Below are 12,717 nucleotides of genomic sequence, written 5' to 3'. Positions count from 1 at the left end.
TCTGGCGGGGCTGCACAGCCCGCCGCCCGCTAGCGGAAACGGCGCCCAGGGCGCCGTTTTTGCGTGGCGCAGCCGATGCGGCTCACGACCTGCGCAGTGACTGCAATCCGGCGAACGCCGTGGTGAGCCCGGCCACCTCGGACTGGCTCACGACGCCGTTCGCCTGCCCCTGGCGATCGAGCAGCTGCAACAGCGACTGGGTGAAAGCCTCGCCGCCCGCCCCACCGAGCGCGGCGGTGCCTGTGGCGCCGGCCCCGGCGCCCGTGCCTGCCGATGCCGCCGCGCGCGAAAGCCCCTGCATGAATTCCTCCGCACTGACGCTCCCGTCCTTGTTGGCATCGAAGCCCGCGGCCAGCGACGCCTGCTCGCTCTCCGTGGCGCAGAACTGGCTCAGCAGTTCGCGGAAGTCCGCAGCGGAAACCGAACGTTGCGCGTCGGCCGGCGATACACCGGCCGGCAGCGCGTCGACCCGCACGCCCTGCCCCGCAGCCCCCAGGGCCTTCTGCGCTTCGGCGCTCAGCGACACCCGCGCCGACGGTGCCGGAGCCTGTCGAGCCGTGGCCTCATCGGCAGTCGGCCCCGAGCGGGCCGAAGCCTTGCTGACATTCAGCAGCAATGAGGCCACCGAAGCGATACCGGAGATCAAGGGTGTCATGGCGTGGAGCCTGGTTGGATGGGGTTGTGACTGGGGGGGTGCTGGCGATGTCGATCAAGGCCGGCGGGAAGCCGCCAGCTTAGGAGAGATGGCGATTTCCGATAGGGGGAACAGAAAGGGTTTGTCCCGCCATGTCCGCTGCTCGTTTTGGGCGGAAACGCTTGGTTACGGGTCCTACAATGGTTCGGCCTGTGCGGGCAGCGCGGCTCCCTCTCATCGGGTGTGACGCCCGAGTCCCTGTCTCGCTGCCCCGGCCCCTACCCCTTTTCCATTTTTTTATGACAACCCACATCCAGAACCTCCTGCGCGAAGAGGACGCCAACGCGCTCCTGCAACTGTGGCTTGACGAGGCCCGCGCCAGCGACACCGGCCTCGGCCGCAGCGCCCAGAGCGAGGCCTCCCAGATTCTGACCGCGCTGAGCAAGGCGCTGCAGGCAGGCGCACAGCCCGAAAATTTCGGCAGCCGCGAGTGGGCCGACCTGCAGCAGGTGCTGAGCGACTTCTCCCGCTCGCGCGCGGCCCAGGGCCAGACGGCCGGCGCCACCAGCCTCTTCGTGCTGGCCCTCAAGCGCCCGCTGTTCTCGGCGCTGCAAAAGCGGCTGATGGCCGAGCCGGAGACGATGATGGCCGCCATCTGGTCGGCCACGATGCTGGTCGACCGCATGGCCCAGCACACGGTCACGAGCTTCCAGCAGGTGCGCGAGGAAATCATCGTCCGCCAGCAGGAAGAGCTGCTGGAGCTGTCCACCCCCGTGGTCAAGCTCTGGGACGGCGTGCTGGCCGTGCCGATGATCGGCACCCTGGACAGCAACCGCACCCAGGTGGTGATGGAAACCCTGCTGCAGCGCATCGTCGAAACCGAGGCCGAACTGGCCATCATCGACATCACGGGCGTGCCAACGGTGGACACGCTGGTCGCCCAGCACCTGCTCAAGACCGTCACGGCCATCCGGCTGATGGGGGCGGACTGCATCATCAGCGGCATCCGTCCCCAGATCGCGCAGACCATCGTGCACCTGGGCATCGACCTGGACGGCATCGGCACCAAGGCCACACTGGCCGACGCCCTGCGCGTGGCGCTGCAACGCACGGGCTGGCACGTCACCCGCCGCGCGGACTGACCGCGCCACCCGAACAGGCAAAGGCAACACCATGGACCGCGTTCCAATTCTTCGCATGGGCAAGACGCTGCTGGTCACCATTCAGGTGGACATGCAGGACCAGACCGCCATGGCGCTGCAGAACGATCTGGCCGAGCGCATCGCGCAGACCGGCGCCAGCGGCGTGATGATCGACATCTCGGCGCTCGAGATCGTCGATTCCTTCGTCGGCCGCATGCTGGCCAGCATTTCGGGCATCGCGCGCATTCTTTCGGCCACCACCGTGGTGGTCGGCATGCAGCCGGCCGTGGCCATCACGCTGGTGGAACTCGGCCTCTCGCTCAATGGCGTGAAGACCGCCCTGAACGTGGAGCGCGGCATGGAACTGCTGCGCCGCAGCGAGGCGGAGGCCCAGGGTGTCCGGTGAGCGCACCGGGACGCTGCCGCTCGCGTCCGAGCAGCACATCGTCGCGGCCAGGCAGACCGTGCGGACCCTGTGCCAGACCCTCAAGCTGTCGCTGGTGGACCAGACCAAGATGGTGACCGCCGCCAGCGAACTGTCGCGCAACACGCTGATCCACGGCGGCGGCGGCCGCATGCGCTGGGAGCTGGTCGAGGCCGGCATGCGCCAGGGCCTGCGCCTGCACTTCGAGGATGAAGGGCCCGGCATCGCCGACATCGCCATGGCCATGACGGACGGCTACACCTCCAAGTCGGGCATGGGCCTGGGGCTTCCGGGCAGCAAGCGGCTGGTCAACGACTTCATGATCGATTCTGCCCCGGGCCAGGGCACCTGCGTGAGCATCACCAAGTGGAAGTGATCACCGGCTGGTCGCACCGGGCGTTCGCGATCAGCGACGCCACCTGCGTGGGCGAGGCGCGGCGCCACTGCGCGCACGCCATCGGCGACTGGGGCTGGTCCGAGGAGGACGCCGGGCGCCTGTCGCTGGTGGTGACCGAACTGGGAACCAACCTGGTGCGCCACGCGGTGCAGGGCCAGCTGTGGATCGCCTTCAAGCCGGCCTGGCGCGAGGTGGAAGTCATCGCCCTGGACAAAGGCCCGGGCATGGCAGACGTGCAGCGGTCGCTGACCGATGGCGTCTCCACCGGCTCCGGGTCGCCGGGCACGGGCCTGGGCGCGCTGCGGCGCATGGCCGACGATTTCGACGTGCATTCGTCGCCCCAGGGCACGCTGGTGCTGGCCAGGGTTCGCCCGCAGGGGGTGGCACCGCCGGCCCTCGGCGCCCGGCTCGGTGCCGTGCGCCTCGCTGCGCCGGGCGAGACGGTCTGCGGCGACGGCTGGGCGCTGGCCCTCCAGGGCAGCGCGCCGGCCGAAGGCGCCCCAGGCGTCGAGCCGCTCCAGGCGGGCGGTTCGGAAGACACGGTCGATGGCCTTCCCCACTACGACAGCGCAACGCTGCTGGTGAGCGACGGCCTGGGGCACGGGCCCGACGCGGCGGCCGCCTCCGACACCGCCCTGGCCGCCTTCGCACGAGACCCGTTCGCCCCCTTGCCCGCACTCTTGCAGACCCTGCATCGGGCGCTGCACGGCACACGCGGCGCAGCGCTCTTCCTGCTGCGCGCCACACGCGGCCAGGCGCTGCACTTCACCGGGGCGGGCAACGTCCTGGGCCGCGTCATGTCGGGCGTGTACGACAAGAGCATGCTGACACCGCACGGCACGGCCGGCGTGCAGCTGCGGCGCACCGAGCAGCCCAGCATGCAGGAGCTCCCCTCCCATGCCATGATGCTCGTGCACACCGACGGCATCGCATCGCGCTGGCCTGCCTCCGCCCTGGCGCCGCTCATGCCGCGCGACCCCACTCTGCTAGCCGCAGCGCTGGTGTGGACCCAGCTGCGCGGCCGTGACGACGCCACCGTGGTGGTACTGAAACAAGAGGAACCGTCGTGATCGACCAACCCCTGACCGACTACCCGCCCGCCACCAGCCATTGCGGTGCGACCGGCAGCGGCGGCCCAGATGCCGCCCATCTGCGTGCCCTGCTGGAGGAAAGTCGCGCGGAAACCGAAGCCTTGCGCGCCGAGCTGGACGAGACCAACCGGGGCGTGGTGGCGCTCTACGCCGAGCTGGATGAACAGGCCAACGAGCTGAAGGAGGCGACCGAGCTCAAGAGCCGCTTTCTCTCGTACATGAGCCACGAGTTCCGCACGCCCATCGGTGCCATCCGCAGCATCACGCGGCTGTTGCTGGACCGGGTGGACGGCCCCCTCACGCCCGAGCAGGAAGTGCAGGTGCGCTTCGTCCAAAGCACCGCCGAAGAGTTCTCCGACATGGTGGACGACCTGCTCGACCTGGCCCGCATCGAGGCCGGCCGGCTCGACATCTCGGCCGAGTGGTTCGAGATGGTCGATCTCTTCTCCGCACTGCGCGGCATGTTCAAGCCGGTGCTGGACAACAGCCAGCTCAACCTCGTGTTCGAGGAGCCCGTGGGCCTGCCCCGGCTCTACACCGACGACCGCAAGCTCTCGCAGATCCTGCGCAACTTCATCTCCAACGCGCTCAAGTTCACGCCCCAGGGCGAAGTGCGGGTGTCGGTGCGGCTGGTGGACGGCGACCGGGTGCGCTTCGCGGTGGCGGACACCGGTATCGGCATCGCGCCGGAGCACCTGAACTCGCTCTTCAACGATTTCTCGCAGGTGGGCTCGCCGATCCAGAAGCGTCTGCGCGGCTCCGGCCTGGGCCTGGCACTGTCGCGCCAGCTGGCCACGCTGCTGGGCGGCACCGTCTCGGTCGCCAGCACCGTCGGGGCCGGCTCCGAATTCGCCGTGACGGTGCCGGTGCGCCTGCAGAGCGAGGACACGGCCACGGCCACGACATCCCTATCCCCAGCCCCGGCTGACGGCGGCGCCGGTGCTCCGCTGCGCGAAAGCGGCCCCTTCCAGTCAACCCCGCAGCCCGATCAGCCCCCGGTGGCGTGACGCCCCCAGAGACAGCCAGCATGCCGCTTTCCGGAATCATTGCCCCCACCATCGACCGGGGTCGCCACACGGTGCTGGTCGTGGACGACAACCCCGCCACGCGCTATTCCACAACCCGTGTCATTCGCGCTGCGGGCTTCCTGACCGAGGAGGCCGACAGCGGCGGCAGCGCCATCAGCATGGCCGGCGGCGGTGTGGCCGCCGTGGTGCTGGACGTGCACCTGCCCGACATGAGCGGCTTCGACGTGTGCCGCGCCCTGCGCGGCAACCCGCGCACCAGCCTGATTCCGGTGGTGCACCTGTCCGCCGCCTACGTCCAGAGCGAACACCGGGTGGCCGGCCTGAACGCCGGGGCCGACGCCTACATGGTGCACCCGGTGGAGCCGCCGCTGCTGATCGCCACGCTGCAGGCGCTGATCCGTGCGCGCATGGCCGAAGACCGGCTGCGCAGCAGCCAGACCCGTTTCAGCGTGATCTACGACCAGGCGCCCGTCGCCATGATGCTGATCGACGAGCGCGGCCATTTCTCCGACGTGAACCCTGCCGCCTGTGCCTTGCTGCAGCGCCCGCGCACGGCCCTGGTGGGCGTGGAGGTGGCGTCGCTTGCCTCGCCGGCATGGCAGCAGTTCGTGCGCGAGCACACTGAGGCGCCCACCGCCGCCGCCTGGCATGGCGAGCTGCCGCTGCTGCGGGCCGACGGGCAGGAACTCCTGCTGGACTGGAGCATGTCCGACGCGGTGGAACCCGGCATGCGCATCGGCATCGCGCGGGACCTCTCCGAACGCATCGAATTCGAGCGCCGCCGCGAGGAGGTGCTGGAGCGCGAGCAGGCCGCCCGCGTGCTGGCCGAGCGCCACAGCCGCACCAAGGACGACTTCGTCGCCGTGCTCTCGCACGAGCTGCGCACGCCGCTCACCCTGATCACCGGCTGGGCGCACATGCTCAAGCGGCCGGGCGTCACACCCGACATGCTGGCGCGCGGCATCAGCGCCATCGAACGCGGCGTGCAGGCGCAAAGCCGCATCATCTCCGACATCCTCGACGTGTCGCGCCTGGCGTCGGGCAAGCTGCGGCTGCACCGCGAGTGGGCCGATCCGGTGGAGCTGGCACTGATCTCGCTGGACGCCGTGCGCGAGACGGCGGACGCCAAGAAGGTCGACATCGTGCTGGAACGCCACAACGCCAGCACGCCCGCCTGGCTGGACGCCACGCGCTTCCAGCAGATCATCTGGAACCTGGTGACCAACTCCATCAAGTTCTCGGAAGCCGGCAGCACGGTGCGCATTGCGCTCTCGCGGGAGGGCGACGACCTACACGTGGTGGTGCAGGACGAAGGCATGGGCATTGCGCCCGAGTTCCTGCCGCACCTCTTCGGCCGCTTCACGCAGAGCGGCCCCCCGAACAATCGCGTGCACGGGGGCCTGGGGCTAGGCCTGTCCATCGTCAAGCACCTGATCGAGCTCCACGGCGGCGCCATCCAGGCGGAAAGCGCGGGGCTCGGGCAGGGCACCACCATGCGGGCCCACCTGCTGGTGGCCCCCGACGAGCTGGCCGGAACCGGTGCCGATGGCCACGGGCCGGACGGAGCGCCCATCGACGACGGCAGCGTCCCTCGGCTGCAGGACAAGGACATCCTGGTGGTGGAGGACAACGTGGACACCAGCGAGATGCTGAACATCATCCTCACCGACCAGGGCGCGCGCGTGCGGTCCGTGGACAACTACGACGACGCCCTGCGGGAGATCGATCGCCGTTGGCCCGACCTGCTGGTCAGCGACATCGGCCTGCCCGGCAAGGACGGCTACCAGCTGATCGCCGCCATCCGCCAGCGCGAGGAAGCCGCCGGCCGCGCGCAGCGGCTGCACTCGGTCGCCCTCACCGCCTTTGCCCGCCCGCAGGACCGGGAACGCGCCCTGGCCGCCGGCTTCGACGCCCACCTGGGCAAGCCGCTGCAGCCGCATCGGCTGCTGCAGCTGCTGGTCTGACCGCTGACGGCCTTCGCGGAGTCTGTCTCCGCGAGCCGGCCACTGGTTTTCAGGTCAAATCAGCCCCGAGCGCTTGTGCAATAAGGGTCTGTTGCTATACTTTTTATAGCAATCAGCCTGGGGCGTTGGATGGGGTGGGCCGACGCACGAATTGGTACGCGACCGCCAGCAGCACGAACCACGCCGGTGTGGCCAGCAGGGCCTGCCGGGTGTCGGCCTCGAACGACAGAAGCAGCAACACGGCCGCGAAGAAGGCCAGGCACAGGCAGCACACCAGCACGCCACCCGGCATCTTGTACTGCGATGCGGCATGCAGGGCGGCGCGCTGGCGGCGGTAGGCGATGTAAGACAGCAGGATCAGCGACCAGACGAACATGAACAGGATCGCCGAGACCGTGGTCACCAGGGTGAAGGCTTCCACCAGATCCGGCACCACCCACATCAGGAAGGCGCCGAGCGACAGGCAGGCGCAGGAGAACAGCAGGCCGCGCGACGGCACGCTGCTGGGCGACAGCCGGCTGAATGAGCGGGGCGCATCGCCTTTGAGCGCCAGGCCATAGAGCATGCGGCTGGTGGAGAACACGCCGCTGTTGGCCGACGAGGCGGCCGAGGTCAGCACCACGAAATTGATCACCCCTGCCGCGGCCGGCAGCCCGGCCAGCACGAACAGCTCGACGAACGGGCTCTTGCCCGGCACCACGTCGCGCCAGGGCGTGACGGCCATGATGGCCACGAGCGCCAGCACGTAGAACACGATGATCCGGACCGGAATGGAGTTGATCGCGCGCGGCAGGGTGCGCTCCGGGTCCTTGGCTTCGGCGGCCGTGGTGCCCACCAGCTCGATGCCCGCGAACGCGAAGATGGCGATCTGGAACCCGGCGAAGAAGCCCATCAGCCCGTGCGGAAACATGCCGCCGTCGTTCCACAGGTGGGCGAGCGATGCCGTGCGCCCGGCAGGCGACTGAAACCCGGTGGACACCATGTAGAAGCCGGTGGCGACCAGCGCCACGATGGCGACGATCTTGATCATGGCGAACCAGAATTCGATTTCCCCGAACAGCTTCACCGTCACCAGGTTGAGCGCCAGCAGCATGCCGACGCAGCCGAGCGCCGGAGCCCACTGCGGCAGGTGCGGAAACCAGAACTGGGCATAGGCCGAGATGGCGATCACGTCGGCGATGCCGGTCACGATCCAGCAGAACCAATAGGTCCAGCCCGTGAAGAACCCGGCCCAGGGCCCCAGCAGATCGGCCGAGAAGTCGATGAACGACTTGTATTGCAGGTTGGACAGCAGCAGCTCGCCCATCGCCCGCATCACCAGGAACAGCACCACGCCGATGATGGCGTAGACGAACACGATGGACGGCCCGGCCAGGCTGATGGTCTTGCCGGAACCCATGAAGAGGCCGGTGCCGATGGCCCCGCCGATGGCGATCAGCTGGATGTGGCGGTTGGTGAGATTGCGCTGCAGGTCGTCTGGGACGACGTGCGAGCCCGGGCCGGTGGGCGGGGCTGGATGGGTCATGAACACTCCGAGGGAAATGCGGGTACGGCCGGTGCGCGTCGCGCGCCGCCGTGGCCCGTCTCAGCGCCTCGGGACAAGGGTTTTCCCGAGGGCAAAGCGCGCGAGCATAAGCGATCGGAATGCCGGCGCGCGGCAGCCCGGCCCCTCTCAGCCATGCGGCGAGGGTGGCAGCCGTGGCGGCCGTGGCGGCCGCGCAGGGGCGGCAGGCACGGCCGGTGCGTCAAGGCAGCTGTCCAGCCACCTGCTTCAACGAGCCCCACACTGCCTGGAAACGCGCCTGGTGCTTCGCCTCGGCGGGCATGCTCATCCAGAAGGTGCGCGTGAAGCTGGCCTCCTCGGTCAGGACGCGCGAGAGCACGGGGTCCCTGCCTGCGATGAAGGCGGGCAGCACCGCCAGGCCCGCCCCCGCGCGCACCGCTTCGTATTGCGCGGTGATGCTGGTGCTGCGGAAGGCGAAGCGCTCGGGCGGGTGCAGCGCATCCAGGAACTGCAGCTCCTTGGTGAAGAGCAGATCGTCCACATAGCTCACGAACGCATGGTGCCGCAGGTCGTCGCGCGTGCGGATGAGCGGGCGTCGGGCCAGGTATTCGCGCTGGCCGTAGAGATGCAGCGAATAGTCCGCCAGCTTGGTGACGATGACCGAGCCGCGCGTGGGCCGCTCCAGCGAGATGACGATGTCGGCCTCGCGCCGGCTCAGGTGCAGCATCCGGGGCAGCGCCAGCAGGTCGATGGTGAGGCCCGGGTGCTGCTGCGTGAGGCGCGCCAGGTGGGCCGCCAGCATCAGCGTGCCGAAGCCTTCCGTGGCGCCGACGCGGACCACGCCGGTCGGGCCGCCGCCCGCATCGGGCGCGGCGTGGTTCACGCCCAGCACGGCGGTTTCCATGGCTTCGACGGCAGGCAGCAGCTGGCGGCCGGCTTCGGTCAGGCGGTGTCCGCCGGCCTCGCGGGCGAAGAGCGCGCTGCCCATCTGCTTTTCCAGCGCCTGGATGCGGCGGGCGACGGTGGTGTGCTCGACCCCCGTGCGGCGCGCGGCGGCGGCCAGCGTGCCGGAGCGGGCCAGTTCCAGAAAGTAGCGCAGGTTGTCCCAATCCATCTGAGTCTCGTTCTCTGTGCAGAAATGCAAAGCTGGAGTGCGAGATTGTGCATTGCCCTGTCAATTTCGCACAGCTACGATGGATGGGTCGCGGGCACCCCTGCCGCGCCGGACGCACTACATCTACCGGAGACATCGCTCATGAACGCACCCCAGTCCACCGCCGTGCTGGCGCCCACCGTCAAGCTGCTGATCGGCGGCCAGCTCGTCGAATCCCAAACCACGCAGTGGCGCAACGTGGTGAACCCGGCCACGCAGGAAGTGCTGGCCCGCGTGCCCTTCGCCACGCCGCAGGAGATCGACGCGGCGGTCGCATCCGCCAAGGAAGCGTTCAAGACCTGGAAGAAGACGCCCATCGGCGCGCGTTCGCGCATCTTCCTGAAGTTGCAGCAGCTCATCCGCGAGAACATGTCCGAGCTGGCCGCCCTGCTGACGGCCGAACAGGGCAAGACCCTGCCGGATGCGGAAGGCGACGTGTTCCGCGGCCTGGAGGTGGTGGAGCACGCCAGCGCCATCGGCAACCTGCAGCTGGGCGAGCTGGCCAACAACGTGGCCAATGGCGTCGATACCTATACGCTGATGCAGCCGCTGGGCGTGTGCGCCGGCATCACGCCGTTCAACTTCCCGGCCATGATCCCGCTCTGGATGTTCCCGATGGCCATCGCCACCGGCAACACCTTCGTGCTCAAGCCCTCCGAGCAGGACCCGATGGTCACCATGCGCCTCTGCGAGCTGGCGCTGGAAGCCGGCGTTCCGCCTGGCGTGCTGAACGTGGTGCATGGCGGCGAGGACGCCGTGAACGCGATCTGCGACCACCCGGACATCAAGGCGATCAGCTTCGTGGGCTCGACCAAGGTCGGCACCCATGTGTACAACCGCGCCAGCCTGAACGGCAAGCGCGTGCAGTGCATGATGGGCGCGAAGAACCATGCCATCGTGCTGCCCGATGCGAACAAGGAGCAGACGCTGAACGCCCTGGCGGGCGCCGCCTTCGGCGCGGCCGGCCAGCGCTGCATGGCGCTGTCGGTGGTGGTGCTGGTGGGCGAGGCGCAGCAGTGGATTCCCGACCTGGTCGCCAAGGCGAAGACGCTCAAGGTGAGCGGCGGCACCGAGAAAGGCACCGACGTGGGCCCGCTGGTGTCCTGCGCGGCCAGGGACCGGGTGGAGAGCCTGATCGAGCGGGGCATCGCCGACGGCGCCACGCTGGAACTGGACGGCCGCAAGCCGCAGGTGCCCGGCTACGAGAACGGCAACTTCGTCGGCCCGACGGTGTTCAGCGGCGTGAAGCCGGGCATGAGCATCTACGACCAGGAGATCTTCGGCCCCGTGCTGTGCCTGGGCGCGGCGGCGGACATCGATGAAGCCATTCGCTTCATCAACGACAACCCGAACGGCAACGGCACCGCCATCTTCACGCAGTCGGGCGCCGCGGCACGCAAGTTCCAGGAAGAGATCGACGTGGGCCAGGTGGGCATCAACGTGCCGATCCCGGTGCCGGTGCCCCTCTTCTCGTTCTCCGGCTCGCGCGCCTCCAAGCTGGGCGACCTGGGCCCCTACGGCAAGCAGGTGGTGCTGTTCTACACGCAGACCAAGACGGTGACGGCGCGGTGGTTCGACGACAGCACCGTCTCCCACGGGGTCAACACCACCATCAGCTTGAAGTGACCGCGCCCTGACCCCCTTGCGTTGCTGCACGGCTGCACGGCTGCACGGCTGCAAGCGGCTGGGCTGCGGCGCAGTGGTACAAGCGAAGGATGGACATTTTTAAGACCCATCGATCCCGGACCGGCTGGGGCAGGACGGCCGGTGGCGCCGCCTTGTCGCTGCTGTGCGCTGCCGGCGCCCATGCCCAGGCAGGTGCCGTCTGCCAGCCGGGCGGCACGGTGGCCGAGACGAATGCCTGCGCGGTGCAGACGTACCAGCAGGCCGACACGGCCATCACGATCCTGTACGGCGACGTGATGCGCGCGCTGTCGGCGCACGAACGGCCGCAGCTGCGGCAGGAACAGTCGGCCTGGCAGCGCGAGCGCGTCACGCGCTGCAAGCAGTCCACACGCGCCACCGAAGCCCAACCCGAGGGCCCGCGCCTGTACCACGAGTGCCTGACGGCCGAAACCGAAGCCCGGCGCCGCGGCCTGATGCGCTGGCTGACGCTGGAGCACCCGTCCGCCCGGCCGCAGTGAGCCGCACGGGATCAGCGCCCCTCCCACAACGACGAGCCGGAGACACCCGCACCATGGATTTCGAGCTGACCGAAGAACAACGCGCCTTCGCCGACACCGCCCGCGAATTCGCCCAGGCGGAGCTGGCCCCCCATGCCGCCCACTGGGACGCGCAAGCCATCTTCCCGCGCGAGGCCATCGCCAAAGCGGGCGAACTCGGTTTTTGCGGCCTGTATGCGCCGGAAAGCGCGGGCGGCCTCGCCCTGCCCCGGCTAGACGCCACGCTGGTGTTCGAGGAGATGGCGGCCGTCGATCCATCGACCACCGCCTTCATCACCATCCACAACATGGCGACGTGGATGCTGGGCAGCTGGGCCACCGACGCGGTGCGCGACCGCTGGGGCCCGCTGCTGACCAGCGGCGAGAAGCTGGCCAGCTACTGCCTGACCGAGCCCGGCGCCGGATCGGATGCGGCGTCGCTCAAGACCCGCGCCGAACGGGACGGGGACGCCTACGTCATCAACGGCGCCAAGGCCTTCATCAGCGGCGCCGGCAGCACCGACGTGCTGGTGCTGATGGCCCGTACCGGCGCGGCCGATTCGGGCGCCAGCGGCATCAGCGCCTTCGCCGTGCCGGCCGACACGCCCGGCATCCACTACGGCAAGAAGGAAGAGAAGATGGGCTGGAACAGCCAGCCCACCCGCGCCATCAGCTTCGACAACGTGTGCGTGCCGGCCGACCACCTGCTGGGTGCCGAGGGCGAGGGTTTCAAGATCGCCATGAAGGGGCTGGACGGCGGACGCATCAACATCGCCACCTGCTCGGTGGGCGCCGCGCAAGGTGCGCTGAACGCGGCGCAGCAGTACCTGCACGACCGCAGGCAGTTCGGCAAGACGCTGGCGAGCTTCCAGGCGCTGCAGTTCAAGCTGGCCGACATGGCGACCGAGCTGGTCGCCGCGCGGCAGATGGTGCGGCTGGCGGCCGCCAAGCTGGACGCCGGCGCGCGCGATGCCTCCACCTACTGCGCCATGGCCAAGCGCTTTGCCACCGACGCCGGCTTCACGGTGGTGAACGAGGCGCTGCAGCTGCACGGCGGCTACGGCTACATCCGCGAATACCCGCTGGAGCGCCTGCTGCGCGACGCGCGCGTGCACCAGATCCTGGAAGGCACGAACGAGATCATGCGGGTCATCATCGCGCGGCGCATGCTGGAAGCCGACGCGCCGCAGGCCATCCGCTGAAATAAAAGCTATATAT

12 protein-coding genes are annotated in these 12,717 nt (G+C 69.1%); 9 read left to right on the top strand and 3 right to left on the bottom strand.

All coding sequences use genetic code 11. From position 1 onward, the window contains the following. Window positions 1-82 precede the first annotated feature (82 nt). Window positions 83-655: a hypothetical protein gene (locus ASF94_RS08075; protein WP_082493076.1), complete on the bottom strand. Its 573-nt coding sequence runs from the start codon at window positions 653-655 to the stop codon at window positions 83-85. Window positions 656-933: 278 nt separating this feature from the next. Here ASF94_RS08075 and ASF94_RS08070 point away from each other — a divergent pair, with 278 nt between their 5' ends. The 6 genes from ASF94_RS08070 (at window position 934) to ASF94_RS08045 (ending at window position 6,680) form a co-directional block, all read left to right on the top strand. After that, window positions 934-1,776 carry an STAS domain-containing protein gene (locus tag ASF94_RS08070; protein WP_056664083.1) on the top strand — a complete coding sequence of 281 codons (843 nt, stop codon included), beginning with the start codon at window positions 934-936 and terminating at the stop codon, window positions 1,774-1,776. Between the two features lie 31 nt (window positions 1,777-1,807). Further along, window positions 1,808-2,182: an STAS domain-containing protein gene (locus ASF94_RS08065; RefSeq protein WP_056664080.1), complete on the top strand. Its 375-nt coding sequence runs from the start codon at window positions 1,808-1,810 to the stop codon at window positions 2,180-2,182. Beyond that, on the top strand, window positions 2,172-2,576 hold the full coding sequence (locus ASF94_RS08060) for an anti-sigma regulatory factor (protein ID WP_056664077.1): 405 nt from the start codon (window positions 2,172-2,174) through the stop codon (window positions 2,574-2,576). Before ASF94_RS08065 ends, ASF94_RS08060 begins: the two co-directional genes overlap by 11 nt. After that, entirely contained in the window at window positions 2,567-3,667 is a 1,101-nt protein-coding gene (locus tag ASF94_RS08055; protein WP_082493075.1) for an ATP-binding protein, read from the top strand. Before ASF94_RS08060 ends, ASF94_RS08055 begins: the two co-directional genes overlap by 10 nt. 80 nt (window positions 3,668-3,747) lie before the next feature. Continuing rightward, the gene (locus ASF94_RS08050; protein WP_082493121.1) at window positions 3,748-4,695 is read left to right on the top strand and encodes a sensor histidine kinase KdpD; all 948 of its coding nucleotides are present in this window, start codon (window positions 3,748-3,750) and stop codon (window positions 4,693-4,695) included. Window positions 4,696-4,715: 20 nt separating this feature from the next. Then, on the top strand, window positions 4,716-6,680 hold the full coding sequence (locus ASF94_RS08045; RefSeq protein WP_056664074.1) for a response regulator: 1,965 nt from the start codon (window positions 4,716-4,718) through the stop codon (window positions 6,678-6,680). A 112-nt stretch (window positions 6,681-6,792) separates the two neighbouring features. Here ASF94_RS08045 and cycA read toward each other — a convergent pair whose 3' ends face one another. Together cycA and ASF94_RS08035 are read right to left on the bottom strand one after the other, a co-directional pair. Then, on the bottom strand, window positions 6,793-8,205 hold the full coding sequence (cycA, locus tag ASF94_RS08040) for a D-serine/D-alanine/glycine transporter (RefSeq protein WP_056664875.1): 1,413 nt from the start codon (window positions 8,203-8,205) through the stop codon (window positions 6,793-6,795). A gap of 220 nt (window positions 8,206-8,425) precedes the next feature. Continuing rightward, on the bottom strand, window positions 8,426-9,298 hold the full coding sequence (locus ASF94_RS08035; protein WP_056664070.1) for a LysR family transcriptional regulator: 873 nt from the start codon (window positions 9,296-9,298) through the stop codon (window positions 8,426-8,428). 141 nt (window positions 9,299-9,439) lie between these two features. On the opposite strand from ASF94_RS08035, the gene ASF94_RS08030 reads away from it, so the two are divergent. The 3 genes from ASF94_RS08030 to ASF94_RS08020 all read left to right on the top strand — a co-directional run bounded on the left by ASF94_RS08030 (window position 9,440) and on the right by ASF94_RS08020 (window position 12,701). Continuing rightward, window positions 9,440-10,963, top strand: coding sequence for a CoA-acylating methylmalonate-semialdehyde dehydrogenase (locus ASF94_RS08030; protein ID WP_056664067.1), 1,524 nt, complete (start codon window positions 9,440-9,442; stop codon window positions 10,961-10,963). A gap of 89 nt (window positions 10,964-11,052) precedes the next feature. After that, window positions 11,053-11,481 (top strand): lysozyme inhibitor LprI family protein, encoded by a 429-nt coding sequence (locus ASF94_RS08025; protein WP_056664064.1) that lies wholly within the window; start codon window positions 11,053-11,055, stop codon window positions 11,479-11,481. 53 nt (window positions 11,482-11,534) lie between these two features. After that, window positions 11,535-12,701: an acyl-CoA dehydrogenase family protein gene (locus ASF94_RS08020; RefSeq protein ID WP_056664061.1), complete on the top strand. Its 1,167-nt coding sequence runs from the start codon at window positions 11,535-11,537 to the stop codon at window positions 12,699-12,701. The last annotated feature ends 16 nt before the right edge of the window (window positions 12,702-12,717 follow it).

This window comes from Acidovorax sp. Leaf160 (assembly GCF_001424265.1).
In the GTDB taxonomy this organism is placed as follows: domain Bacteria; phylum Pseudomonadota; class Gammaproteobacteria; order Burkholderiales; family Burkholderiaceae_C; genus Paracidovorax.
This window is presented reverse-complemented; position numbering and strand designations above follow the sequence as displayed.

Bases quoted from the DNA above. Each gene is read 5' to 3' on its own strand.
- ASF94_RS08035 (WP_056664070.1), bottom strand. From the start codon at position 9,298: ATGGATTGGGACAACCTGCGCTACTTTCTGGAACTGGCCCGCTCCGGC.
- cycA (WP_056664875.1), bottom strand. From the start codon at position 8,205: ATGACCCATCCAGCCCCGCCCACCGGCCCGGGCTCGCACGTCGTCCCA.
- ASF94_RS08070 (WP_056664083.1), top strand. From the start codon at position 934: ATGACAACCCACATCCAGAACCTCCTGCGCGAAGAGGACGCCAACGCG.
- ASF94_RS08045 (WP_056664074.1), top strand. From the start codon at position 4,716: ATGCCGCTTTCCGGAATCATTGCCCCCACCATCGACCGGGGTCGCCAC.
- ASF94_RS08030 (WP_056664067.1), top strand. From the start codon at position 9,440: ATGAACGCACCCCAGTCCACCGCCGTGCTGGCGCCCACCGTCAAGCTG.
- ASF94_RS08075 (WP_082493076.1), bottom strand. From the start codon at position 655: ATGACACCCTTGATCTCCGGTATCGCTTCGGTGGCCTCATTGCTGCTG.
- ASF94_RS08065 (WP_056664080.1), top strand. From the start codon at position 1,808: ATGGACCGCGTTCCAATTCTTCGCATGGGCAAGACGCTGCTGGTCACC.
- ASF94_RS08025 (WP_056664064.1), top strand. From the start codon at position 11,053: ATGGACATTTTTAAGACCCATCGATCCCGGACCGGCTGGGGCAGGACG.
- ASF94_RS08020 (WP_056664061.1), top strand. From the start codon at position 11,535: ATGGATTTCGAGCTGACCGAAGAACAACGCGCCTTCGCCGACACCGCC.